Annotated in this window: 21 protein-coding genes, 1 tRNA gene and 1 riboswitch; of the genes, 12 read left to right on the top strand and 10 right to left on the bottom strand. The window is 69.9% G+C overall.

Features of this window, described 5'->3' with window-relative positions; all coding sequences use genetic code 11:
• Positions 1–171 precede the first annotated feature (171 nt).
• From AXW62_RS30690 to AXW62_RS30670, 5 genes are read right to left on the bottom strand one after another with little or no spacing between them, the layout of a single operon-like run.
• The gene (locus tag AXW62_RS30690) at positions 172–1,518 is read right to left on the bottom strand and encodes a cytochrome P450 (RefSeq protein ID WP_030837285.1); all 1,347 of its coding nucleotides are present in this window, start codon (positions 1,516–1,518) and stop codon (positions 172–174) included.
• A gap of 9 nt (positions 1,519–1,527) precedes the next feature.
• The gene (locus AXW62_RS30685; protein WP_060947385.1) at positions 1,528–2,118 is read right to left on the bottom strand and encodes a GTP-binding protein; all 591 of its coding nucleotides are present in this window, start codon (positions 2,116–2,118) and stop codon (positions 1,528–1,530) included.
• Positions 2,093–2,464 (bottom strand): DUF742 domain-containing protein, encoded by a 372-nt coding sequence (locus AXW62_RS30680; protein WP_030837279.1) that lies wholly within the window; start codon positions 2,462–2,464, stop codon positions 2,093–2,095. Before AXW62_RS30680 ends, AXW62_RS30685 begins: the two co-directional genes overlap by 26 nt.
• A complete protein-coding gene (locus AXW62_RS30675) occupies positions 2,461–2,862 on the bottom strand; it encodes a roadblock/LC7 domain-containing protein (protein ID WP_030837276.1) in 402 nt (133 codons plus the stop codon). The genes AXW62_RS30680 and AXW62_RS30675 overlap by 4 nt, the downstream gene beginning before the upstream one ends.
• Positions 2,859–3,989 carry a sensor histidine kinase gene (locus tag AXW62_RS30670; RefSeq protein WP_060947384.1) on the bottom strand — a complete coding sequence of 377 codons (1,131 nt, stop codon included), beginning with the start codon at positions 3,987–3,989 and terminating at the stop codon, positions 2,859–2,861. Before AXW62_RS30670 ends, AXW62_RS30675 begins: the two co-directional genes overlap by 4 nt.
• A gap of 670 nt (positions 3,990–4,659) precedes the next feature.
• Here AXW62_RS30670 and AXW62_RS30665 point away from each other — a divergent pair.
• The 9 genes from AXW62_RS30665 to AXW62_RS30625 all read left to right on the top strand — a co-directional run bounded on the left by AXW62_RS30665 (position 4,660) and on the right by AXW62_RS30625 (position 15,849).
• Complete coding sequence (locus AXW62_RS30665) at positions 4,660–6,021, top strand: cytochrome P450 family protein (protein ID WP_060947383.1); 1,362 nt, start codon at positions 4,660–4,662, stop codon at positions 6,019–6,021.
• A gap of 146 nt (positions 6,022–6,167) precedes the next feature.
• Positions 6,168–7,217, top strand: a complete 1,050-nt coding sequence (locus tag AXW62_RS30660; RefSeq protein ID WP_060947382.1) for a transglycosylase family protein — start codon at positions 6,168–6,170, stop codon at positions 7,215–7,217.
• A gap of 254 nt (positions 7,218–7,471) precedes the next feature.
• Positions 7,472–7,640, top strand: a riboswitch (cyclic di-AMP (ydaO/yuaA leader).
• Between the two features lie 6 nt (positions 7,641–7,646).
• Entirely contained in the window at positions 7,647–8,363 is a 717-nt protein-coding gene (locus AXW62_RS30655) for a LysM peptidoglycan-binding domain-containing protein (protein ID WP_060947381.1), read from the top strand.
• Positions 8,364–9,021: 658 nt separating this feature from the next.
• The gene (eno, locus tag AXW62_RS30650) at positions 9,022–10,302 is read left to right on the top strand and encodes a phosphopyruvate hydratase (RefSeq protein ID WP_030837267.1); all 1,281 of its coding nucleotides are present in this window, start codon (positions 9,022–9,024) and stop codon (positions 10,300–10,302) included.
• Positions 10,303–10,463: 161 nt separating this feature from the next.
• Positions 10,464–10,943, top strand: coding sequence for an FtsB family cell division protein (locus AXW62_RS30645; protein ID WP_030837264.1), 480 nt, complete (start codon positions 10,464–10,466; stop codon positions 10,941–10,943).
• Positions 10,944–11,012: 69 nt separating this feature from the next.
• Complete coding sequence (locus tag AXW62_RS30640; protein WP_060947380.1) at positions 11,013–11,618, top strand: DUF501 domain-containing protein; 606 nt, start codon at positions 11,013–11,015, stop codon at positions 11,616–11,618.
• The gene (locus AXW62_RS30635; RefSeq protein WP_060947379.1) at positions 11,615–12,574 is read left to right on the top strand and encodes a Ppx/GppA phosphatase family protein; all 960 of its coding nucleotides are present in this window, start codon (positions 11,615–11,617) and stop codon (positions 12,572–12,574) included. The genes AXW62_RS30640 and AXW62_RS30635 overlap by 4 nt, the downstream gene beginning before the upstream one ends.
• Positions 12,575–12,969: 395 nt before the next feature.
• On the top strand, positions 12,970–14,337 hold the full coding sequence (locus tag AXW62_RS30630) for an NAD(P)/FAD-dependent oxidoreductase (RefSeq protein ID WP_030837256.1): 1,368 nt from the start codon (positions 12,970–12,972) through the stop codon (positions 14,335–14,337).
• A 198-nt stretch (positions 14,338–14,535) separates the two neighbouring features.
• Entirely contained in the window at positions 14,536–15,849 is a 1,314-nt protein-coding gene (locus AXW62_RS30625) for an SAM-dependent methyltransferase (protein ID WP_060947378.1), read from the top strand.
• Positions 15,850–15,931: 82 nt separating this feature from the next.
• Here the strand turns inward: AXW62_RS30625 and AXW62_RS30620 are convergent, their stop codons facing one another.
• A complete protein-coding gene (locus tag AXW62_RS30620; protein ID WP_060947377.1) occupies positions 15,932–18,475 on the bottom strand; it encodes an ABC transporter permease in 2,544 nt (847 codons plus the stop codon).
• Positions 18,476–18,545: 70 nt separating this feature from the next.
• Positions 18,546–19,328, bottom strand: a complete 783-nt coding sequence (locus tag AXW62_RS30615) for an ABC transporter ATP-binding protein (RefSeq protein ID WP_060947376.1) — start codon at positions 19,326–19,328, stop codon at positions 18,546–18,548.
• A gap of 403 nt (positions 19,329–19,731) precedes the next feature.
• Here AXW62_RS30615 and AXW62_RS30610 point away from each other — a divergent pair.
• Together AXW62_RS30610 and AXW62_RS30605 are read left to right on the top strand one after the other, a co-directional pair.
• Positions 19,732–19,814 (top strand) — tRNA-Leu (locus AXW62_RS30610).
• A 185-nt stretch (positions 19,815–19,999) separates the two neighbouring features.
• On the top strand, positions 20,000–20,896 hold the full coding sequence (locus AXW62_RS30605) for a Bax inhibitor-1/YccA family protein (protein ID WP_030837244.1): 897 nt from the start codon (positions 20,000–20,002) through the stop codon (positions 20,894–20,896).
• Positions 20,897–21,053: 157 nt separating this feature from the next.
• Here AXW62_RS30605 and AXW62_RS30600 read toward each other — a convergent pair whose 3' ends face one another.
• Positions 21,054–21,284 (bottom strand): DUF4287 domain-containing protein, encoded by a 231-nt coding sequence (locus AXW62_RS30600; RefSeq protein ID WP_030837240.1) that lies wholly within the window; start codon positions 21,282–21,284, stop codon positions 21,054–21,056.
• Positions 21,285–21,403: 119 nt separating this feature from the next.
• Here AXW62_RS30600 and AXW62_RS30595 point away from each other — a divergent pair, with 119 nt between their 5' ends.
• Positions 21,404–21,772, top strand: a complete 369-nt coding sequence (locus tag AXW62_RS30595; RefSeq protein ID WP_060947375.1) for a hypothetical protein — start codon at positions 21,404–21,406, stop codon at positions 21,770–21,772.
• A gap of 385 nt (positions 21,773–22,157) precedes the next feature.
• Here the strand turns inward: AXW62_RS30595 and AXW62_RS30590 are convergent, their stop codons facing one another.
• Together AXW62_RS30590 and AXW62_RS30585 are read right to left on the bottom strand one after the other, a co-directional pair.
• The gene (locus tag AXW62_RS30590) at positions 22,158–23,078 is read right to left on the bottom strand and encodes a hypothetical protein (protein WP_060947374.1); all 921 of its coding nucleotides are present in this window, start codon (positions 23,076–23,078) and stop codon (positions 22,158–22,160) included.
• Between the two features lie 290 nt (positions 23,079–23,368).
• Complete coding sequence (locus tag AXW62_RS30585) at positions 23,369–24,589, bottom strand: acetyl-CoA C-acetyltransferase (protein WP_030837232.1); 1,221 nt, start codon at positions 24,587–24,589, stop codon at positions 23,369–23,371.
• Positions 24,590–24,678 lie beyond the last annotated feature (89 nt).

Here is a 24,678-nt window from a genome sequence, read left to right as displayed (position 1 = left end):
CGGTCGGGATATGAGTGAAACCACGGAACGTCGATCGACGGTGATGTCGTCGGCGGCGGGAGGTCTCACGACAGCTCCATTCAGAAATTGGCCAACACAAATTGCGCGATACTGCCTACCCGTCCGATTGAACATTCATGCGTAGGAAAAGAGTTCGAGGTGTGGCGTGGATCACGCTCTCCACCAGGAGAGGAACGAACTCCACAAGCCGCCCTTCTCATGCTTGTTCTGGGTGCGGGTACGGTGATCGCCCGTGGGGATTTCTTGCCGTGAAACGGGCTGCTTATCCGTATGTATCGGGGTGAACCGGGCGGGCAGTGAGCTGAGTCCGCGGTTGAACGGGCCGGGGCGCCAGGTCAGGCTCGACTCGGGCACCGCCAGCTCGATGTCCGGCAGCTGGTTGAGCAGTTTCTCGATGGCCACCACGCCGATGAGCTGCGAGGTGTCCTTGGCCGGGCAGGCGTGCGGGCCGGCGCTCCAGGCGAGGTGGGCCCGCTTGCTGAGCTGCTGGCGCGAGGTGGACAGCGCCGGGTCGGTGTTGGCAGCTGCGATGGAGATCAGCACCAGATCGCCCGCCCGCAGCCGGGTTCCGGCGAAGTCCACGTCGGAGACCGGGTAGTGCGGGGCGTAGTTGGCCATCGGCGGGCTGTTCCACAGCACATCGTCGATGGCGTCCTCGACCAGCAGCCCGGCCCCCGCGTACCGCTCGTCGGACAGCAGGAGCAGCAGCGCGTTGGCGATGAGGTTCCGCTGCGGCTCGGCACCGGAGCCCAGCAGCAGCACCAGCTGATGGACCATTTCCTCGTCGTTCAGCTGGGCGTGGTGCTGCATGAGCCAGGAGGTGACGTCCTCCCCGGGCTGCCTGCGCTTCAGCGCGACCAATTCGCCGACGCTCTGGGCGAGGACCTCGTTCGCCTTCTCGGCGTTGATTCCGTCGAAAATACCGGAGATACCGAAGATGACCCGGTCACCGATTTCCGCCGGGCATCCGAAAAGCTCGTTGAAAACAAACAGCGGCAGCAGTTTGGCATAGTCATTGAGCAGATCGGCCGAGCCGCGGGAGATGAACTGGTCCATCAGGTAGTCCGCGACCCGCTCGACATGGCGGCTCAGTCGGTGCGTATCTATCCGGGCCAGGCTGTCGGTCACCGCCTGACGCAGCCGCATGTGTTCGGCGCCATCGGTGAACATGCAGTTCGGCCGGTATTCCAGCAGGGGAACGACCGGATTGTCCCGGCTGACCTTGCCCTCGTTGTACTCACGCCAGCGGCGCGAGTCCTTCCGGAAGGTGTCCGGGTTCTGCAGCAGCTGAAGCGCCGCCGAGTAGTCCGTGATCAGGGTGGCGTCGACGCCCGGGGAGAGTTCCACCGGCGCGGCGGCGCCGTACGAGCGCATGTACGCGTAGTAGGCACCCGGATCGGCGGCGAACTCCGGCCCGTACAGCGGCACCCGCCCGCCACTGCCATGGGCGGGGCAGCCTGGTGGCGGCGCCGCCGAAAAATCCGATTGCATGTTCATCAGGTGCTCCTAGCGGGTACGTTCCTGTAGGTAACGGACAAGCGTCATCAGCGCGTTGGCCGATGACTTCTCGTCACGTGCGTCACAGGTGACGATGGGGGTCTCGGGCAGCAGATCGAGCGCCTCGCGCAATTCGCTTTCGGGGCGTGCCGGCGTGCCGTCGAAGTGGTTGACGGAAATCGCATAGGGAAGTCCGTAATGCTCCACCAGGTCGATCACCGGGAAGGATTCCTTGAGCCGTTCGGGATCGACGAGGATCAGTGCCCCGAGGGCGCCCCGGGTCATGTCCTCCCATACCTGGACGAAGCGCTCCTGTCCGGGCGTGCCGAAGAGGTACAGGACGAGTCTCTCGCTCAGCGTGAGACGGCCGAAGTCCATGGCCACGGTGGTCGTGGTCTTGCCCCGGGTGCCCATGAGGTCGTCGACATGCGCTCCGGCCTGAGTCATCCGCTCCTCGGTGCGCAGCGGAGGAATCTCGGACATGGTGCCGATGAACGTCGTCTTTCCGACCGCGAAATGCCCCACGACCAGGATCTTGGCCGCGACCTGCACCGCTTCGTTCAGATAGACGTCGTCATCCGAAACGGGCCTGGAGCCCATCCAGCACCTCCTGAAGGAGCGAAACATCGACAAGCTGCGCGGGTGGCGCGGGTGCGCGGGTGACGAGGTAGCCGTCCGTCGAGAGATCGGACAGCAGGACCTTCACGATGCCGATCGGAAGCCCCATGTGCCCCGCTATCTCGGCAACCGAGAGATAGCCACCCGAGCACAGCTCCAAGAGCCTGCGCTTCTCCGGGTCGAGATGACTGGGTTGTCGCTGTTCGGACGCGGTGACCAGCGTGATCAGGTTGAACTGGTCATTGTCCGGGAGCCCTCGACCGTTGGTGATGACGTACGGTCGCACTAATTGAGCGGACTCGGGCTCTTGCTCGCCTGGTGACGTCATGCCTGAATACCGGTGTTTTCGCGAGGCGGTGTGGTCAGCGACTTGCCGAGCTGCCCGACAAGCTGCTGCATCCGGAAAGTGATGTCGGCCATGTCGACATCCGGGGCGGAGGAAACGGCCAGGTACGCGCCCTCACCGGCGGAGATGAGGAAGACCCAGCCACCGTCGAACTCGACCAGGGTCTGGCGCCACGTCATATTGGGACCACCGCAGAAGCCGGCCATGGTGCGGCTCAGCGACTGGATGCCGCTCATCGCCGCGGCGACGGTGTCGGCTTCGTCCTTCTTGACCTGTTGAGAACGGGCCATCAGCAGACCGTCGGCGGACACCAGGATCGCATGACGAGCCCCTGGTACTTCCAGGGCGCTCTCAAGCATCCATGACAGGTCGTTGTTCACTGAGGATCATGCCCTTCCCTGTTCGGGTTTGCTGCTGAGCGTCCGGACTGAGTGCCACGCTGGAAGGCGCCCATGATCGAAGCGGTTTCCTCGCTCGTCCGGGCCGGGGCGCTGGTGGAATCTGCTCTCGGGACGATGGAAATCGAGCCCTTACGGCGACGTTTGGGCAGGCCCCCCGCGGTGGCACCGCTCACGGTGGAGGCGCTCACCCGCGGCTGCTCGGCCGCGGCGGGAGCGTGGGTCGTCGGCTGCTCTTCCGGCTCGGGCATATTGGTCAGAAGGTCCTCGGGGAGAAGCACGACCGCGCGTACACCACCGTAGGGAGAGGCCGAATCGACGGACACCGTGAAGCCGTAGCGCGCGGCGAGCACACCGATCACCGCGAAACCGAACTGCGGCGGATTGCCGAGTCCCGTCACACCGGTGGCGTGCGTGGCCGAGAGCAGCTTGTCCGCCCGGTTCTTCTCCTCCTCGTTCATGCCGACACCGGCGTCGTCGATGATGACGCAGACGCCCTTCGGCACGGTGCGGATGGTGATGTCGATCGGCGAGTCGGGCGCGGAGTAACTGGTGGCGTTGTCCAGAAGCTCGGCCAGCGCCAGGGCAACCGGTTCCACGGCCCGGCTGACCAGCGCGAAGTTGCTCTGCGAGCGGATTTCCACCCGGGTGTAGTGGCGGATGCGGCCCTTGGCGCTGCGCACCACGTCGTACACCGAGGCGACGGCGCGCTGACGGCCCAGCCAGCCGTCACAGAGCACCGCGATGGACTGCGCACGCCGTCCGAACTGCGAGTTCATGTGGTCGATCTCCAGGAGGTCCTGGAGAAGCTGGTGCTCGCCGTACTTCTCCTGCGTCTTGGAGATCGCCAGCTGCTGCTCGTTGGCGAGACCCTGGAGCGTACGCATGGCGGACTTCAGCGCGCTCTTGGTGGCCTCCTCGGCACGGGTGTGAGCCTCCTGGACCGCCTCGGCGTAACTGCTCTCGAGCTCGGCCGCGCGTTTCTCGAGTTCCGCCTTCTCCTGGCGCAGATTCGCTCGGGCCTTCCGCCCGCGGATAATGGCGGTTGCGGCGAGAGGCGTGCCAGCGATCAGGGCCCAGAGCGCTGGATCCTGTAGATATTGCGTCATTAAGACTCTCTTTAAACGACTAGACCGCCAGGGACTGAAGGGAGGTGTGGTGCGTTATGAATCTGGAATGTGTCTGAGAGGCGGTAAGTCAGCACCCGTACGGCGTCCGCGGGTTCCGGGGACATCGCACTCGTCTTGCCGACGGCAGCGCACAGGCGTCGGTGCGCCGGAACGGCTCCGTATGCCCGACTGGCGGCATAATGCTCCTCAGAGTGGGGATCCTCTCGGCTGATGTGCCGGATCGCCGTGTTTCTTACGCGCCCTTGGCTCGCCTGGCAAGCGCGGTGATCGTATCACCGGCGACAGGGGGGCCTGTGCATGTGCCCCAGTCTCATTCGTTGATTTGACGCCCTTTCAGCCACGGCTCTTGTGCACCGCGTTGGCCGACGTCAGGGCGGGTCCGGGGGGCTCCCCCGGGAGTGGCGGGGCCATGGGCCCGGCGGTGGGCGCAGCCATCAGATATCCGGGCATTCGGCCCGGTCTGTGGATGGGGCGTGGAGGGTGTGTGGAGATGAACGGGAAATTCCGCTCGGCGTTCACCCCCTTCATAACCTCATATTCCCCTTGTTCCGCTCATTCTCCTTGTTTCTCGTTTGCTTCTGTTTCATTCCGGATTTTCCGATTGGGGTGCATATCGGGGCGGGTGGGGTGCGGCCGGTATCGTCGGGGGGTGTCAGAACAGCCCCGTGACAGCTCCGCTCCCGCCCTCTTCACCTGGGAGTTCGCGACCGACCCGTACCCCGCCTACGCCTGGCTGCGCGAGCACGCCCCGGTCCACCGGACCACGCTGCCCAGCGGTGTCGACGCCTGGCTGGTGACCCGTTACGCCGATGCCCGGAAGGCGCTGGCCGACCCCCGGCTCTCCAAGAACCCCCAGCGGCACAGCGCGGCGGCCCACGTCAAGGGCAAGGTCGGCATCCCCGGCGAACGGCGCGCGGAGCTGATGACACATCTGCTCAATATCGATCCCCCGGACCACACCCGGCTGCGGCGGCTGGTGTCGAAGGCGTTCACCCCGCGCCGGGTGGCCGCGTTCGCTCCCCGGGTCCAGGTCCTCACCGATCGGCTCATCGACGCCTTCGAGGAGCGGGGGGAGGCGGACCTCATCCACGAGTTCGCCTTCCCCCTCCCCATCTACGCGATCTGCGATCTGCTCGGGGTGCCGCGCGAGGACCAGGACGACTTCCGGGACTGGGCCGGCACGATGATCCGCCACGGTGGGGGCCCGCGCGGCGGGGTGGCCCGCGCGGTGAAGCGGATCCGCGCCTACCTCGCCGAGCTGATCCACCGCAAGCGGCTGGAGCTCGCGGAGCGGAGGGACGGGCGGGCAGAGGAAGGACAAGGACAAGGACAAGGACAAGGACAAGGGCAAGGGGAACGGCCGGCGGCGGGGGAGTGGAGCGGAGAAGGGGACGGGGAGGACCTGATCTCCGGTCTGATCCGGGCGAGCGACCACGGTGAACACCTCACCGAGAACGAGGCCGCGGCCATGGCCTTCATCCTCTTGTTCGCCGGCTTCGAGACGACCGTCAACCTCATCGGCAACGGCGTCTACGCGCTGCTGCGCCATCCGGAGCAGCGCGCCCTCCTGCAGCGCGCCGTGGAAGAAGGGGACGAGCAACTGCTCGCCGCCGGGGTCGAGGAGCTGCTGCGCTACGACGGACCCGTGGAGATCGCCACCTGGCGGTTCGCCACCGAACCGGTCACCCTCGCGGGGCAGCGGATCGCCGAGGGGGAGCCGGTGCTGGTGGTGCTCGCCGCCGCCGACCGGGACCCCGAGCGGTTCGGGTCGCCCGATGTCCTGGACCTCACCCGCCGCGACAACCAGCACCTGGGCTACGGCCACGGCATCCATTACTGTCTGGGCGCCCCGCTGGCCCGGCTGGAGGCGCAGACCGCGATCGGCACCCTGCTGCGGCGCCTGCCCGGACTGCGGCTCGGGGCGGATCCGGAGGATCTGCGGTGGCGCGGCGGGCTCATCATGCGGGGGCTGCGCACCCTTCCGGTGACCTGGAACTCCGCGGCCGAGTGAGGGCTCCCGGGCCCCGTACGGCCCGGCATATGTGACGAATGCTCACCCGCGTGACCGCGGCGTGACCTGGGATACATCGCCTTGTGACGATCGTGTGCCCTCGCTATGTTCACCGGCAACCGAGTCGCCATAGAGAGGTCTATCGCATGCGTTCCGGTAATGGTCGACACCGTCGTCCCCGTCAGGCTCCGGCGATCGTCGTCGCGGCGGGGGTCACGGGCGCGGGCATCGCCATGCCCCTCTTCGGGGCGGTCGGCGCGCAGGCCGCCCAGGCCACCACATGGGACCAGGTCGCCGAATGCGAGAGCGGCGGCATGTGGAGCGCCAACGACGGCAACGGCTTCTACGGCGGACTTCAGCTGACCCTCGACCTGTGGAAGAAGTACGGCGGTACGGAGTACGCCCCGCGCCCCGACCTGGCCAGCCGCTCCCAGCAGATATCCGTCGCCGAGTCGATCCTCGGCGACCGGGGCCCCGGCGCCTGGTCGAGCTGTGCGCTGAGGGCCGGACTCACCGACGACGCCGGCGCGCCCGATGTGGACCCCGGTGGCCCGGCCGGCCCGGCCTCCGGGACGGGCCGGAGCGGGGACGGGTGGGGGGACCGGGGGCAGGACGGCTCCTCCTCGACGGCGCCGGACGCCTCGGGCACGTCCGACGGCTCCGGTGACACGGACGCGTCCCGGTCGGCCGGGCGGCCGGACGCCCCGCGCACCTCGAAGTCCCCGGACGGACTGGACGACGCGGCTCCGGGCGGTTCGTCCGCCTCTGGTTCGTCCGCCTCTGGTTCGTCCGCCTCCGGTTCGTCCGCGGACGGATCGGCTTCGGGCGACGCGGCTTCGGGTGACGCGACTTCGGACGGTTCGAAGGCGCCCTCGCGGGACGCCTCGGCCGATCCCGCGCCCTCCGGCCGCCACCGGGGCGCCCAGGACGCCGGGGAGCGGTCCGGCGACGGCGGTTCCGGGGACGCACGGCCCTCCGGGCGCCATGCCTCGCGCGACGGCGGTGACCGGGAGCAGGCCCGGACGGACGACGATTACACCGTCCGCCCGGGTGACAATCTGTCAGGGATCGCCGAGCACAAGAAGGTGTCCCGGGGTTGGCAAGGGCTCTACGAGAACAACGAGGAGCTCATCGGTATCGACCCCGACCTGATCATCCCTGGTCAGCGACTCGACCTCACCATCAGGGAGCAGTGATTCGGGGGGAATTGCCCGATCTGGTTCCGGTGAGACATACATCTCGTCACATTTTCCGGGCCGCACCGGGTGTCCGATCCCTCCTCACCCGGCCCCACCTGCGCTGATGTGGGCCGGGTGAAATCAATAACAGCCCCATTCGCTGCGCTTGGGGTGTTTGAACCTTCTCGGGAGGTGTGTTTAACGTCTTTCCGCTCGCCACCGCGAGCACCGTCGACCGTCACGCCGAATCCTGCCGGCGGTCGGGGGGAACCGACGCGTCAGCGCCGAAGGCAGGAGCGGGGGACCCAAAGGTAGGTGCCGAGTGGCCTGTGGACACGGGCTCGTCGGCTAGGGGTGAAGCCGGACGCGACCATCGCGGCCGGCCGGGCAACTCACGTCCGAACCCGACAGCTCACCTCGTAGGCGTCGGTGAGGAAACGAACCACGATGCTCAAGTCCAACGGGAAGCACCGTCGTCCCTCCAAGGCCACCCGTATCGCCGCGCTCACCGGTCTGGCCGGTGCCGCCGTGGCGGCTCCGCTGATCGGGGCCACCTCCGCGTCCGCGGCCACCACCTCCCAGTGGGACCAGGTCGCGCAGTGCGAGTCCGGCGGCAACTGGTCGACCAACACCGGCAACGGCTACTACGGCGGCCTGCAGTTCTCGAGTTCCACCTGGGCCGCCTACGGCGGCACCGCCTTCGCCCCCACCGCGGACAAGGCCAGCAAGGGCCAGCAGATCCAGATCGCCGAGAAGGTCCTCGCCAGCCAGGGCAAGGGTGCCTGGCCGGTCTGCGGCACCGGCCTGACCAGCGGCGGCAGCCCGTCCGCCCCGTCCGCGCCCGCCGCCCCCTCGACGTCGTCCGGCTCGCAGGGCCAGCCCGCCGCCCAGTCGGCCCCGAAGGTCCAGTCGGCCCCGAAGGCCCAGCCCGCCCAGCCGAAAGCGCAGCCCCGGACCGCGTCCGAGCACGCCACGCGTCAGCAGCCCCGTGGTCCGATCAAGAAGGGCGACGGCGAGTACAAGGTGAAGTCCGGCGACACCCTCGGCGGGATCGCCAAGGCGCACCACGTCAAGGGTGGCTGGAAGAAGCTCTTCCAGCTGAACAAGGACATCGTCGAGAAGGCCGACCTGATCTACCCGGGCCAGCGGCTGCACCTCGGCTGAGCCCCCTTTGGCCGCGGGTTCCGCCCGAGCTGACCCCTGACCGTGGGTCCGGGCCGGACCGGGCCCCGGCCGCGGATGTCGGCCTGGCTGAACCTGGGACGTGGGTTCCGGTCGGCTGAGCTGACCTCCTGTCGCGGGTTCCGGCTGAGCCGGGCTCCGGCCGCGGGCGCAGGACGAAGCCGGGCTTGGGTCGCAGGTTCCGGCTGAGCCGGGTTCCGGCCGCGGATGTCGGCTGAGCTGAGCCCTGGACGTGGGTTCCGGCTGAGCCGGGCCCCGGCCGTGGTCGCAGGCCGGAGCTGAGCCCCGGTCGCGGGTTCTGGCCGAAGCCGGGCCCTGGCCGCGGGCGTCGGCCCAGCCTCGCCCAGCCCCGGCCGGGGGCGTCGGCCCAGTCCCGGCCGCGGTCCGAGGTCCTTCTCTCGGGGGCGCCCGGAGAGACATCGGCCCCGGCCGGGCGCGCCGCCCCCATGGCGCGCCCGGCCGGGGCCCACTCATTCCCGAGACACCGAGGCCCACTCATTCCCGAGAAATCTGGATACCCATCCCAGAACCTGGCTTTTTGTGTCACGTCCCGTCTCGCGGGACGGGCGAACGCGGGGCGCAGCCCTCCCGGCCCGTTAGGCTCGTGCTGCTACCGCAGACCCATACGAAGGAGAACCTCGTGCCGTCCATCGACGTCGTCGTAGCTCGCGAGATCCTCGACTCGCGAGGCAACCCCACGGTCGAGGTCGAGGTCGGCCTCGACGACGGCAGCACCGGCCGTGCCGCCGTTCCGTCCGGCGCCTCCACCGGCGCCTTCGAGGCCCTCGAGCTCCGTGACGGCGACAAGAACCGTTACAACGGCAAGGGCGTGGAGAAGGCCGTCCTCGCCGTCATCGAGCAGATCGGCCCCGAGCTGGTCGGCTATGACGCCACCGAGCAGCGCCTGATCGACCAGGCGATGTTCGACCTGGACGCCACTCCGGACAAGTCCTCGCTCGGCGCCAACGCCATCCTCGGCGTCTCCCTCGCCGTCGCGCACGCCGCCTCCGAGGCGTCCGACCTCCCCCTCTTCCGTTACCTCGGCGGCCCGAACGCCCATCTGCTGCCGGTCCCGATGATGAACATCCTCAACGGCGGGTCGCACGCCGACTCCAATGTGGACATCCAGGAGTTCATGATCGCTCCGATCGGCGCGGAGTCCTTCTCCGAGGCGCTGCGCTGGGGCGCCGAGGTCTACCACACCCTGAAGTCCGTGCTGAAGGAGCGGGGCCTGTCCACCGGCCTCGGCGACGAGGGCGGCTTCGCGCCGAACCTCGGCTCCAACCGGGAGGCCCTCGACCTGATCGTCGAGGCCATCAAGAAGGCCGGCTACCAGCCGGGCCAGGACATCGCGCTCGCGCTCGACGTCGCCGCCTCCGAGTTCTACAAGGACGGCGCCTACCAGTTCGAGGGCCAGTCCCGTACCGCCGCCGAGATGACCTCGTACTACGCCGAGCTGGTCGCGGCGTACCCGCTGGTCTCCATCGAGGACCCGCTGAACGAGGAGGACTGGGACGGCTGGAAGACCATCACCGAGCAGCTCGGTGACAAGGTCCAGCTGGTCGGTGACGACCTCTTCGTCACCAACCCGGAGCGGCTGTCCCGCGGTATCGACAGCGACACCGCGAACGCCCTGCTGGTCAAGGTCAACCAGATCGGCTCGCTGACCGAGACCCTCGACGCGGTCGAGCTGGCCCAGCGCAACGGCTACAAGTGCATGATGTCGCACCGCTCCGGTGAGACCGAGGACGTCACCATCGCCGACCTGGCCGTCGCCACCAACTGCGGCCAGATCAAGACCGGCGCCCCGGCCCGCTCCGAGCGGGTGGCCAAGTACAACCAGCTGCTGCGCATCGAGGAGATCCTCGACGACGCCGCGGTGTACGCGGGCCGCTCGGCCTTCCCGCGCTTCAAGGGCTGACCCGTCAAGGGCTGACCCCGTCACGGGCCGACCCGTAACGGGCCGACCCTTCGGGGGCTGCCCCGCAGGGGCGGACACGTCTGACGCACCTCCCCGGCCGCGGTCCCGTACCGTGGCCGGGGACGGCGTTACTCAAGCGAAGCCATCACCGGGGAGGCGACGTGCCGGCGGATCGGGAACGGTTCTCCACCGCGACCAGACTCAAGGCGCTCGGCGAGCACGCCGCCGCCCGGGTCTACCGCGTGCGCACCAAGCGCCGCCGGGGCCGGCTGACCGGCCGCGCGGCCCTGCTCGCGCTGGTCGTCTGCTCCCTCGTCGTGGCGCTCGCCTATCCGATGCGGCAGTACATCTCCCAGCGCTCCGACATCGCCGAGCAGCGGCGCGAGGCCCAGCGGGCCCGCGAGGACGTGAAGCGGCTGCGGGAGCAGAAGGCCCGGCTGCGCGACCCCGCCTACACCGAGCAGCAGGCCCGGGAGCGGCTGCACTTCCTGATGCCGGGGGAGACCGGCTACAGCGTGGTGGATGGCAGCGGTTCCGCCCAGCACTCCACCGACCAGGGCGCGGCCGGCCCCTGGTACACCAACCTCTGGGACGCCGTGGACACGGCGGACGCGGCGGGGCCGGGCGGTGCGCGCCGCTGAGGCGCCGCGCTCCGGCCGCCGGCCGCACCCGGCGTTCGAATCGAAACGAAGAAGAAGAACTTCCCACTCATGGATACGCCCCCGCCCCAGACGGAGCCCACCGCGCCCACCGACGCGGACGTCCGCGCCGTACGGGAGCAGCTGAACCGCGTGCCCCGGGGTCTGCGTGCGATCGCGCACCGCTGCCCCTGCGGACATCCGGACGTCGTGGAGACCGCGCCGCGGCTCGAGGACGGCACGCCCTTCCCGACCCTCTACTACCTGACCTGTCCGCGCGCCGCGTCCGCGATCGGCACGCTGGAGGCCGGGGGCGTGATGAAGGAGATGACGGCCCGGCTCGCCACCGACCCCGAGCTCGCCGCCGCCTACCGCGCCGCCCACGAGGACTACATCGCCCGCCGCGACGCCATCGAGGTGCTCCAGGGCTTCCCCAGCGCGGGCGGGATGCCGGACCGGGTGAAGTGCCTGCACGTCCTGGTCGCGCACGCCCTCGCGGCCGGTCCCGGTGTCAATCCGCTCGGGGACGAGGCCCTCGCGATGCTGCCCGAGTGGTGGCGCAAGGGCCCGTGCGTCGCCCCGTGCGGCGGCGACGGTGGCGGCGACGGGGCCGGGGCCGGGCAGGGAGACGGGCAGCGGGACGGGCACGGCGAGGCCGGCGAGGAGGAGCGCGCATGACCCGCGTCGCCGCCGTGGACTGCGGCACGAACGCGATCCGGCTGCTGGTGGCCGACGCCGATCCGGCCACCGGGGAGCTGAACGAGCTGGACCGTCAGATGAAGATCGTCCGGCTGGGTCAGGGCGTGGACCGCACGGGGCGGCTCGCCCCCGAGGCCCTGGAGCGCACCTTCGCCGCCTGCCGCGAGTACGGGGAGGTCATCCGTGGGCTGGGTGCCGAGCGCGTCCGGTTCGCCGCCACCTCCGCCTCCCGCGATGCCGAGAACCGCGAGGAGTTCGTGCGCGGGGTCGTGGAGATCCTGGGCGTCGAGCCCGAGGTGATCACCGGTGACCAGGAGGCGGAGTTCTCCTTCACCGGCGCCACCAAGGAGCTCCAGGGGCCCGATCATGTGGCCGGGCCGTATCTGGTGGTGGACATCGGCGGCGGCTCGACGGAGTTCGTCGAGGGTGACGAGCGGGCGCGGGCGGCCCGCAGCGTGGACATCGGCTGCGTCCGGCTGACCGAGCGCCACCTGGTGGCGGACGGCCGGATCAGCGATCCCCCGACGCAGGCTCAGATCGCCGCGATACGGGGCGATGTGGACAGGGCGCTGGATCTCGCCGAGCGGACCGTGCCGCTCACCCGGGTCTGCCGTCCGGCGGACGGCCATGCGCTGGTCGGGCTGGCCGGTTCGGTCACCACCGTGGCCGGGATCGCGCTGGGGCTGCCGGAGTACGACCCCTCCAAGAGCCATCACTCCCGGGTCACCGTCGACCAGGTCCGCGAGATCACCGGGATGCTGCTCGCCTCCACCCACGCCGAGCGGTCGCGGATTCCGGTGATGCACCCGGGGCGGACCGATGTGATCGGCGCGGGGTCGCTCATCCTCCTTTCGATCATGGAGCGGACGGGTGCCCAGGAGGTCGTGGTGAGCGAACACGACATCCTCGACGGCCTTGTCTGGAGCATCGCCTGAGCGGGCGGGTTAACGTATGAGCGGCTGCGGAATCCCCTGCGGGGGCGCTCCGCACGCCGCCTCCGGGAAAGTTCGTGAAATCCTTCACATGAAAAAGGGCCCTGGTGGCCGCCCGATAGGGCCGTCCGGCCCGGTTTCGGCGGCCGGGCCCGGCCGATGACCGGATCGTGAGGTGTCCGGGGGGTTTCGCGCGGTCCCCCGCGGATCGCGTGGTCTACTCCCGCGTTCAACGGCAAGCCCTGTTCAGGCGGGCGGGGAACGTCGTGATCCGCTCAGTGGTTCCGCTCCGTCGGTATGGCATCCGTCACGGCGGCGGCGGAGTGTAGCAGATGCCTTCACCATCCTTGTGAAGGGGCTCACGAGGTGCCCCCCGGGGGGTGCTGGATACTCGAATCATGAGCACCACGGAGCGTCCCAGGATCCTCGTTGTAGGCGGTGGGTACGTAGGCCTGTACGCGGCACGCCGCATCCTGAAGAAGATGCGGTACGGCGAGGCGACCGTCACGGTCGTCGACCCCCGCTCGTACATGACGTACCAGCCCTTCCTCCCCGAAGCTGCGGCCGGCAGCATCTCCCCGCGCCACGTCGTGGTTCCGCTGCGGCGCGTGCTCCCCAAGGCGGAGGTCCTCACCGGCCGGGTGTCGACCATCGACCAGGACCGCAAGGTCGCCGTCATCCAGCCGCTCGTCGGCGAGGCGTACGAGCTGCCCTTCGACTACCTGGTCGTCGCGCTCGGCGCGGTCTCCCGCACCTTCCCGATCCCCGGTCTCGCGGAGAACGGCATCGGCATGAAGGGCATAGAGGAGGCCATCGGCCTGCGCAACCACGTCCTCGAGCAGCTCGACAAGGCCGATTCCACGACGGACGAGGAGATCCGCCGCAAGGCGCTCACCTTCGTCTTCGTCGGCGGTGGCTTCGCCGGCGCGGAGACCATCGGCGAGGTCGAGGACATGGCGCGCGACGCCGCCAAGTACTACCCCAATGTGAAGCGCGAGGACATGCGCTTCATCCTCGTCGACGCCGCCGACAAGATCCTCCCCGAGGTCGGCCCGAAGCTCGGCCAGTGGGGTCTGGAGCACCTCCAGAAGCGCGGTGTCGAGGTCTACCTCAAGACCTCGATGGACTCCTGCATCGACGGCCACGTCGTCCTCAAGAACGGACTCGAGGTCGACTCCAGCACCATCGTGTGGACCGCCGGCGTCAAGCCCAATCCGGCGCTGGCCCGGTTCGGCCTCCCGCTCGGCCCGCGCGGCCACGTGGACACCGCCGCGACCCTCCAGGTCCAGGGCACCGACTACATCTGGGCCGCCGGTGACAACGCCCAGGTCCCGGACCTCGCCGTCGGCGAGGGCGCCTGGTGCCCGCCGAACGCCCAGCACGCGCTGCGCCAGGCCAAGGTCCTCGGTGACAACGTGATCTCCGGTATGCGGGGCTTCCCGCAGAAGGAGTACAAGCACGCCAACAAGGGCGCCGTCGCGGGCCTGGGCCTGCACAAGGGCGTCGCGATGATCGTCCTCGGCAAGATGAAGATCAAGCTGAGGGGCCGCCTCGCCTGGTACATGCACCGTGGCTACCACGGCATGGCCATGCCGACCTTCAACCGCAAGATCCGGGTGCTCGCCGACTGGACGCTGGGGATGTTCCTCAAGCGCGAGGTCGTCTCGCTCGGCGCCATCGAGAACCCCCGCGAGGAGTTCTACGAGGCCGCCTCCCCGGTCAGCGCCGCCAAGCCGGCACCGGTCGAGAAGGCCAAGGCGTCCTGACCCGCGGGCCCGACCCGCACATCCGACGCCGAGGGCGTCCGCCATCCGTGGGGCGGACGCCCTTTCGTCTGCCCTCCAACGGCCCGGCTTTTGACGCTGTTTTGCCGTTTCCAGACGTGTCGGCGGGACTGCGCGGCGGGTTCCGTGGTGTTTACGTGGTGAGTGAATCTTCTTGACTCGCCATCACGGAGGTACGACATGGCCGACGCCGCTGGGCGGATCGTCACCCTGGCCGAGGAGGTGCTGGGAGCACCCCTCCCGATCCGCGTCCGGGCCTGGGACCACAGCGAGACCGGTCCGCCCGGCGCCCCCACCCTGGTGGTACGGCGGCGCCGGGCGCTGCGCCGGCTGCTGTGGCGGCCGGGCGAGCTGGGCCTGGCCCGCGCCTGGGTCGCCGGGGACCTCGATGTCGAGGGCGATCTGTACGACGCCCTGGACCGGCTGTCCGGGCTGTTGTGGGAGCGCGGCCCCGCCGTCCGGCCGCGGTCCCGGCTGCTCACCGGCCTCCAGGCGCTGCGCGATCCCGCGCTGCGCACCGCCGCCCGGGAGCTGGCCGCGCTGGCCGGGCCGGGACTGCCGCCGTCCCCGCCCCGCGAGGAGGCCCGGACCTCCTTCGGCCCGCTGCACAGCCTGCGCCGCGACAAGAAGGCCATCAGCCACCACTACGACGTCGGCAACGACTTCTACGAACTGGTGCTCGGCCCGTCGATGGTCTACTCCTGTGCCTACTGGGAGAAGGCGGACGGCACGCTCGAGGAGGCCCAGCGCGCCAAGCTCGACCTCGTCTGCCGCAAGCTCGCCCTGAAGCCCGGCCAGCGGCTGCTGGACGTGGGGTGCGGCTGGGGCTCGATGGTGCTGCACGCGGCGCGCGAGTACGGGGTGAGCGCCGTCGGGGTCACGCTCTCCGAGGAGCAGGCGGCGTACGCCCGCAAGCGTGTCGCGGACGCCGGGCTCACCGACCAGGTGGAGATCCGGGTCCAGGACTACCGCGAGGTCCCGGACGGCCCGTACGACGCCATCTCCTCGATCGGCATGGCCGAGCACGTGGGCGCCGTGCGTTACGCCGAGTACGCCGCCATCCTGTACCGGATGCTGAAGCCCGGCGGGCGGCTGCTGAACCACCAGATCGCCCGGCGCCCCCAGCCGGACGAGGAGGCGTACCACGTGGACGAGTTCATCGACCGCTACGTCTTCCCCGACGGTGAGCTGGCCCCGGTCGGCCGGACCGTCACCCAGCTGGAGGAGGCCGGCTTCGAGGTGCGCGATGTGGAGGCCATCCGCGAGCACTACGCGCTCACGCTGCGCCGCTGGGTCGCCAACCTGGAGCGGTCCTGGACGCGGGCCGTGCGGCTGACCTCCCCGGGCCGGGCCCGGGTCTGGCGGCTGTACATGGCGGCCTCCGCCCTGTCCTTCGAACGCAACCGGATCGGGGTCAACCAGATCCTCGCCGTCCGCACCCCCGACGACGGGGCCTCGGGGCTCCCGCTGCGCACCCGCGACTGGCGCGGCTGAACGGCTGGGAGCGGCTGAAACGCGGACGTCCCCGTCCGCCCCGGAGAGGGGCGGACGGGGACGTCCCGTATCCGGCTCGCCGCTACTCGGCCTTGATGGCGCTCAGCATGTTGAGCTTGGAGGCCCGCCGGGCCGGCCACAGCGCCGCGATGACGCCCACGAAGGCGGCCATCAGCAGGAACAGACCCAGTCGGTCCCACGACAGCACCAGCTCGTAGGTCGGCAGTTCGGTGGCGACCAGCTCACCGGCCGCCCAGCCGAAGAAGACGCCGAGGCCGAGCCCGAGCACCCCGCCGAAGAGCGAGATGACCAGCGACTCCAGCCGCACCATCCGCTTGATGCCGCGCTGGTCCAGCCCGATCGCCCGGAGCATGCCGATCTCCTTGGACCGCTCGAAGACCGACATCGCCAGGGTGTTGACGACGCCGAGCACCGCGACGATCACGGCCATGGCCAGCAGGCCGTAGAGCATGTTCAGCATCAGAGTGAAGGCCTGGGCGATCTCATCGGAGATGTCCTGCTTGGTCTGAACCTTGATCGCCGGGTTCTCGCCCAGCTTCTTCTTCAGCAGTTCCTTGTTGGCGTCCGTCGCGCCGCCCTTGATCTTCAGCATCACCTGGGTGTCGGTGACGGTGGACATGCGCGGGGTGAGCGTGGCGCTGTCGACCATGACCCCCTGGATCATCTGGTTGCCCTCGTACACACCGCCCACGGTCAGCTTGCCGCTGTTGCCGTCCTCGTAGGTCACCGGGATGGTGGAGCCGAGCTTCCAGTGGTGTTCGTCAGCGGTCTTGTCGTCGATGACCACCTTGGTGCCGCCGAGCCCGGCGAACGAGCCCTGGGTGAAGTCCACGTTCACCAGGTCCTTGATGGCCTTGGGATCGACGCCCGTGAGGACGCCGTTGTCGCCGCCGACCCGGGCCGGGGAGGGGCGCTGCGGGCTGACCGCGGTGACCTCGGGCAGCTTCGCCAGGGTCTGGGACACCTCGGGCGACAGCGGCCGCGAGCCGTTGGCGCCGCCCATGCTCACGACGAAGTCGGTCCTCAGCCCGTCGGAAGCCATCTTGTTGATGCCCTCCTGAAGGCTCTGGGCGATCACCGTCATACCGGTGATCAGGGTGAGGCCGACCATCAGGGCGGAGGCGGTGGCGGCGGTACGGCGCGGGTTGCGCACCGCGTTCTGCCGGGCGAGCTTGCCGGGCATCCCGAAGATCCGCAGCAGCGGGGTGGCGGCCGCGATCAGCGGCCGGGACAGCAGCGGGGTGAGCACGAAGACGCCGATCACCAGGACGGCCGCGCCGAACGCCATCGGGGCCTTGCCGTCGCTGCCCATGCCCGCACCGGCGATCACCGCCGCGGCACCGCCGGCGGCGAGGAGGGCGCCGATGGTGTTGCGGACCACCAGACCGCGGGTGGTCGGCGTGGCGTGCACGCTGTTCATCGCGGCGACCGGCGGGATCTTGGCGGCGCGGCGGCCCGGCAGCCAGGCGGAGACCACGGTCACCACGACGCCCACCAGCAGCGAGACCAGCACGGTGGTCGGCGCGACGATCAGCGGACCGTCCGGGACGATCGCCCCCGTGGCGTTGAGCAGCGAGCGCAGCCCGGCGCCGATGCCGACACCGGCGGCGAGGCCGACCACGGCCGCGACGGCGCCCACGACGGTGGCCTCGATCAGCACCGAGCGGGTCACCTGACGGCGGGTCGCGCCCACCGCGCGCATCAGGGCGAGCTCCCGGGTGCGCTGGGCGACCAGCATGGTGAAGGTGTTGACGATGATGAAGATGCCGACGAAGAGCGCGATCCCGGCGAACACCAGCATCGCGGTCTGCATGCTGCTCATGCCCTGCTTGATCGCCTCGGCCTGGTCATCGGCGAGCTTCTGACCGGTCTTGGCCTTGGCCTGCGCGGGCAGGACCTTGTCGATCGCGGACTTCAGCGCGTCCTGCGAGGTCCCGGGGGCGGCCTTCACATTGATCCCGTCGAACTGTCCGGGCTTGGCGAACAGCTTCTGGGCGGTGGGCGTGTCGAACAGCGCGAGACTGCCTCCGGCCGCGACATTGCCGTCGTCGGTGTCGAAGATTCCGACGATCTTCTCGTTGCGCACCGGGCCGTCGACGGACAGCCGGACGGTGTCCCCGACCTTGTAGTCGCCGCTGTCGGCCGACTTGTAGTCGAGCGCGATCTCCCCCGCGGACTTGGGGGCGCGGCCCTTGGTCATCGTGTACCGGGGGTCCTTGCCGTCGGCCCCCGGGTAGTAGTTGCCGCCGACGTTGGAGAAGCCGCTGCCGAGCAGGTCACCGTCCCGGTCGGAGACCGCGGTGAAGCCGTACACGACGCCGTAGGCGGAGGCGGCGCCGGGCACCTTGACCGCCTTGTCGAGCACCTGCTGGCTCAGCCGGGGCGGTTCGCCGGGGTTGGCCGAGTCGTCGTCGGAATCGTCGGGGCTGATGGCGACGTCGACGCCGTCGAAGCCCTTCTCGGAGCTCTTCTGGTAGGCGTCGGAGATGGTGTTGGTGAAGACCAGGGTGCCGGAGACGAAGGCCACGCCGAGCATCACGGCGAGCACGGTCATCAGCAGCCGGGCCTTGTGCGCGAGCACGTTGCGCAAGGCGGTACGGAGCATGGGGTGTCAGTCCTGAAGGGTGGGGAGGGGAGGTGCGAGGCGGCGTGCGGTGGCGGGCGCGCGCCCCGCGTCAGCTCGTGCGGCCCTTGGCGTCAAAGCGCTTCATGCGGTCCAGGACCGAGTCGGCGGTGGGGTCGCGCAGCTCGTCCACGATCTGGCCGTCGGCGAGGAAGACCACCCGATCGGAGTAGGAGGCGGCGACCGGGTCGTGGGTCACCATCACGATCGTCTGGCCCATTTCGCGCACCGAGTTGCGGAGGAAGCCCAGGACCTCCGCGCCGGAACGGGAGTCCAGGTTGCCGGTGGGCTCGTCGGCGAAGATGATCTCCGGCTGGCCGGCCAGGGCGCGGGCCACGGCGACGCGCTGCTGCTGACCACCCGACAGCTGGCTGGGGCGGTGCTTGAGCCGCCCGGCCAGCCCGACCGTGGCCACGACCTGGTCCAGCCACGCCTGGTCGGCCTTGCGGCCCGCGATGTCCATCGGAAGGGTGATGTTCTCCAACGCGTTCAGCGTCGGCAGCAGGTTGAACGCCTGGAAGATGAAGCCGATCTTGTCGCGGCGCAGCTGGGTGAGCTTCTTGTCCTTGAGCGTGGTGAGTTCGACGTCGCCGATCCGGGCCGAGCCGCTGGAGATCGTGTCGAGACCCGCCATGCAGTGCATCAGCGTCGACTTGCCCGAACCGGAGGGACCCATGATCGCGGTGAACTCCGCCTGGTGAAACTCGACGGAGACAGAGTCCAGGGCGATCACCTGGGTCTCGCCCTCGCCGTAGACCTTGCAGAGATCCGTGGCGCGGGCTGCCGCCGCGGTGGAGCGGAGGGCGGGGTCAACGCCGGTGGGGGTGGTGGTCACGGTGAATGGCTCCTGTCGTGCTCTACGGGAGTGGGCGGGACGTCACTCCATGGTTCCGGTTGAGAGTGGGGACGGGATCACCCCGTGCTCCGGTTCTGCGGGGGGCCTCGCGATGTAGGTGGTGGCGGCGGAGTCCTCCTTGAGTAGGAGAAGAAGCCCCGCACGGGGCGTCGAGATTGCGTCAATCCCCAGTTAATGGGGGTTCAGGGCATATCGGCAGGTCCAATGGCCGCCGCCATCGCCGGGTACCCCGCCCCGCTGCTGATGCTCCCTCAGTTGCCAATAAAATAAGACAACCTCGGTCTGCGGATCCACTGTGCGGGGGCATGTCCCCGGATAGGCTCGTGCTGCTCTCTTCAAGGGGAGGGTCGTAGGTGCTCCGTACGGCCCAGCGGGAGCCGCTGCCCGGATGGTGGAATGCAGACACGGCGAGCTTAAACCTCGCTGCCCCTCGCGGGCGTACCGGTTCAAGTCCGGTTCCGGGCACCTCCAGATCCTGTGGGCGCACTCAGCGTGTGTGGGCGGTCGCCCACTGTGTGAGCGCGGGGCCCGTGCGGGCCTCGCGCGGCCTCCCGCCGCGTGAAAAGATCCTCCTTGGGCACTAGGGTGCTTTCTTTGCTTACCCATTACTCTTGAGTCAAGGTCGCGCCCGGCGGCCATGGAGGAGTGAGATGAGGAGCAGCAACCCGGTCTTCTCGCGACGGGGGTTCAGCCGCAGCGGCGGCTACGCCGGTTTCGGCGCGGCGCCGCAGGCCGGGAGCCCCGTCGCCGGTCAGGGCAACCCGTACGCCGGTGGTAACCCGTACGCGCAGACACAGCCGCCCACGAACCCCTACGCGGCGGGCGACCAGCAGAATCTGACCCCCGAGCAGCTGCAGCAGATGTACGGCGCGCCGCCGGCGGGCCCGCTGCAGACCGGCCGGATGACGATGGACGACGTCGTCATGCGCACCGGTATGACGCTCGGTACGGTCATCGTCGCCGCCGCGGTCGCCTGGATCGCGCAGCTTCCGGTGGGCGTGGGCTTCGGCGCCGCGCTCGTGGCGATGGTGCTCGGCCTCGTCCAGTCGTTCAAGCGCACCGTGTCCCCCGCGCTGATCATCGGGTACGCCCTCTTCGAGGGTCTCTTCCTGGGCGTCATCAGCCAGGTCTACAACGAGCGCTGGTCCGGCATCCCGATGCAGGCCGTGCTCGGCACGATGGCCGTGTTCGTCGGTGTGCTGGTCGCGTACAAGACCCGCCTCATCCGGGTGAACGCGCGGTTCCAGCGCTTCGTGCTCGCCGCCGCCATCGGCTTCCTGCTGCTGATGACGGTCAACCTGCTGTTCGCCGCCTTCGGCGGCGGTGACGGCCTCGGCTTCCGCAGCGGTGGCCTCGGCATCGTCTTCGGCATCGTCGGCGTCGTGCTCGGCGCGGCGTTCCTGGCGATGGACTTCAAGCAGGTCGAGGACGGTGTCCGGTACGGCGCTCCGCGCGAGGAGTCCTGGCTGGCCGCCTTCGGCCTGACGCTCTCGCTGGTGTGGATCTACCTGGAGCTGCTCCGGCTGATCTCCATCTTCCGGGAGTAGCGCCGGGGCTCCGGGAGTAGCGCCGGGGCCTTGGGCTTTGAGCACCGCAACAGAAGGGCCCGCGGAGGTGATCACCTCCGCGGGCCCTTCTTCCTGCGCGGCTTGAGCCGCCCCGTTGGGTGGGTCTGTCATACACGCTTCTGCCTCCGGGCGGCGGCTACAACAGCTTGCGTGCCGCGCGCCTCAAATCGTGTTCATGGATGATGGCTTTCGCGTGGCCGTAGGCGAGCTGGTGTTCGCCGCGCAGCCAGCTGACCTTCTCCTCGAAGCGGGAGAAAGCGGGGCCCTCGTCGACCGTGCGCAGCCAGTCGGCGACTTCACGGCCGGTGCAGTGGGGGATACGGGAGAGTAGGTTCCGGTGAGTCTCGTCGGAGAAGATTTGGGACATCGGCGCCTCCGGACGCGTTCATGCCGGCCCCGGGACCACGGCCCGGGTTTCCTTCAGCTCACCGTGCCTGAGTGTGCGCCCGTTGGCAACAGTCCGCGGGTGGCGCATACGCTCGGGGCGTGGATGATGTCACCCCGCTTCTGACCGCCGTCGACCGGCTCGCCGACCGGCTGCGCGCCCTTCCGCAGTCCCGGCTGCGCGCGGGCGCCGCCGCCGAAGGGCTGGCGTTGGCCAGGGAATTGTCGCTGCGCGCCCAGCGTCTCGAGGAGCCGGGGACCCCGCCGCGGATCATGCCGGACGCGGGGATGTTCGTGGTCGCCGACCAGGTCGCGGTGGCCGGACACGACTTGGCGCACGCGCTGGAGCGTGCGCCGGGCGGCGCCGGGGGCGGCCCTGCGGCGGGTGGGGTCGGGGGCGCTCCTGCGGCGGGTGGGGTCGCCGAGGCGGTGGCGCTCGTGGGGGAGACGGCCGGGCGCTGCGGCGTCTGACACCTCGGGTACCCGGATTTCTGGTGGGGTCCGCTGGGGTCCGTGTGGCGCCGCCGGGGTCCGTGGCGCCGCCGGGGTCTCCCTGACGCCGCCGGGGCTGACGGAGCCCGCCGGAGCTTCCTGAGCCCGCCGTTGCTTATGGAGCCCGGCGGGGCTGATGAGTGGCGGCTTATGGAGCGCGGCTTACGAGCGCGGGGGCTTACGAAGCGCGGAGGCTTGGAGCGCGGCTCACCGAGGGCGGTGGCTTACGGGGCGCGGATCACCGCGTGCGCGGGCTCACGAAGCGCGGCTCACCGAGCGCGGGGGCTTATGGAGCGCGGCTTACGAGTGCGGGGGCTCACGGGGCGCGGCTCACTGAGCGCGAGGGGCTACGGGGCCGCCGGGCCTAGAGCGAGGCGATGACGCGGTCGGCGAGGACGTACACGTTCTCGCCACCGCAACCGAACGTGAGCGCGTACGCACCGGAGACGCCCGAGCCGCCGAGCAGCACCGGGGTGGTGCCTTCGCGCAGCGCGTCCGCCAGCCGGTCCGCCGTCTCCCGGTGGCCCGGGGTCATGCAGATCGTGGTCCCGTCGGCGAAGACGTAGACATCGAGGGTGCCGAGGGGCCCGGGGCGCACATCGGACAGCGGGGTGCGGGCGTCGGCCAGCTCGGTGATCCGGCTCACCGTGCGGTCGTGGTCGGCGACCGGCGACGGCGGGGTGAAGTCGGGGTGGGACGGATGGCGCCGGCGGGCCGCCGCCAGCTCGGCCGACTCCAGGGGCCCGGCGGACGGTTCCGCCTCGGCGCCCAGCTCCAGCTCCAGCTCGGCCTCGACCTCGGGTTCCTGGTCCCCGGCGGAGTCCGCGGACTCGGGGCCCAGCGCGTCCAGGCCGAGCAGCGGTTCGAGCCCGGCCAGGTCGGCCTGGCGGGGCACGAAGAGCTGCGCGTCCTGGGCGGAGTCCTCGCCGAACCCGCTCGCCCCGCCCAGCAGCGAGTGGGCGTCGGCCGCCCCGCCGGAGTCCCTGGCCTCCTGGGCGGCCCAGAACGCCCGTGCCTCGGCCAGCTCGCGCTCCCGCTCCTCGGCGAGCGCGTCGGCGACGGCCGCGCGTATCTCGGCGGCCGGGGTGGCGCGGGGCGCGGGCACCTGCGCACCGTCCTCCGCACCGCCTCCGCCGCCCTGGGCGCCGGCCGCGACCGTGGCCGCGAGCTCGGCGCGCAGCTCACTGATCTGCCGGCGCACACCGCGTGCGGTGTGCAGGGCGGCCGCCCCTACGGCCGTGGCGGTCACCGCGGCCAGGAGAAGGGCAAGGGTCATGGGGCTCACTGACGTAACTCCCGGTTGGCTGTCGATCCCCCGAATTCCTACCTCAGCTTGACGCTTATCGCCTCTCGACGTCAGCGCATATCAACACCAAATGGACAGAATTCGGTACCGGGAGGGCCTTTGGTCACCGGTGCTGAGCTGGACAGACGTCCCTCTCCCAGGACCTTTGTCACATCCTGGGGGAGATTCGGTCACGGCTCGGCGCAGCCGCCCGGCCCGGCTCGGCTGCGGGGGCTCGGCCCGGCTCCAGGGGGTCGGCCCGGCTTCAGCGGCCCGGCCCCCGGCTCGGCTCAGCTCAGCCGCTCGATCACCATCGCCATGCCCTGGCCGCCCCCAACGCACATCGTCTCGAGGCCGAACTGCTTGTCGTGGAACTGCAGCGAATTGATCAGCGTCCCGGTGATCCGGGCGCCGGTCATGCCGAAGGGGTGACCCACGGCGATTGCGCCGCCGTTGACGTTGAGGCGGTCCAGGTCGATGCCCAGATCGCGGTAGGACGGGATGACCTGCGCGGCGAACGCCTCGTTGATCTCCACCAGGTCGATGTCGCCGATCGTCATCCCGGCGCGGGCCAGCGCCTGCTTGGACGCCTCGACCGGTCCGTAGCCCATGATCTCGGGGGAGAGGCCGGAGACGCCGGTCGACACGATCCGGGCCAGCGGGGTCACGCCCAGCTCCCGCGCCTTGGTGTCCGACATGATCACCAGCGCCGCGGCGCCGTCGTTGAGCGGGCAGCAGTTGCCCGCGGTGATCCGGCCATCAGGGCGGAAGACCGGCTTCAGGCCCTGCACCGCCTCCAGAGTGGTACCGGCGCGCGGGCCGTCGTCCTTGCTGACGACCGTGCCGTCCGGCGTGGTCACCGGGGTGATCTCACGCTCCCAGAAGCCCTTCTCGATGGCCTGCTCGGCGAGGTTCTGGGACCGCACGCCGAACTCGTCCATCTCCTCGCGGGTGATCCCCTTGAGCCGGGCCAGGTTCTCGGCCGTCTGACCCATCGCGATGTACGGGTCGGGGAGCAGGCCGTCCTCGCGCGGGTCGTGCCAGTCGGTGCCCTCCTGCTCGGCACGGCCGGCCGTACGCGCCTCGGCCTCCGCGAACAACGGGTTGTGGGTGTCCGGCAGCCCGTCCGAGGTGCCCTTCTTCGACCGCGAGACCATCTCGACGCCCGCCGAGATGAAGACGTCGCCCTCGCCCGCCTTGATGGCGTGCAGCGCCATCCGGGAGGTCTGGAGGGAGGAGGAGCAGTAGCGCGTGATCGTACAGCCGGGGAGGTGGTCCATCCCCATCTGCACGGCCACGATCCGGCCCAGGTTGTGTCCCTGCTCGCCGCCCGGCAGTCCGCAGCCGAGCATCAGGTCGTCGATCTCGCGCGGGTCGAGCTCGGGGACCTTGGCGAGGGCGGCCTGGATGATCTCGGCGGTCAGGTCGTCCGGCCGCAGATCCTTGAGCGATCCCTTGAAGGCTCGGCCGATGGGTGAACGGGCGGCAGAGACGATCACTGCTTCGGGCATCACGGCTCCATGGGGGCGGGGTGCGGGCTGGGCTTTGAGGGAAGTTACCCGCACGTATCGCAGGGGTCACGGGGTGCGGGCTGTGATGC

Source organism: Streptomyces hygroscopicus subsp. hygroscopicus (assembly GCF_001553455.1).
Taxonomy (GTDB): domain Bacteria; phylum Actinomycetota; class Actinomycetes; order Streptomycetales; family Streptomycetaceae; genus Streptomyces; species Streptomyces hygroscopicus.
The sequence above is the reverse complement of the archived record's forward strand: the minus strand, read 5'-3'. Positions and strand labels throughout refer to the sequence as shown.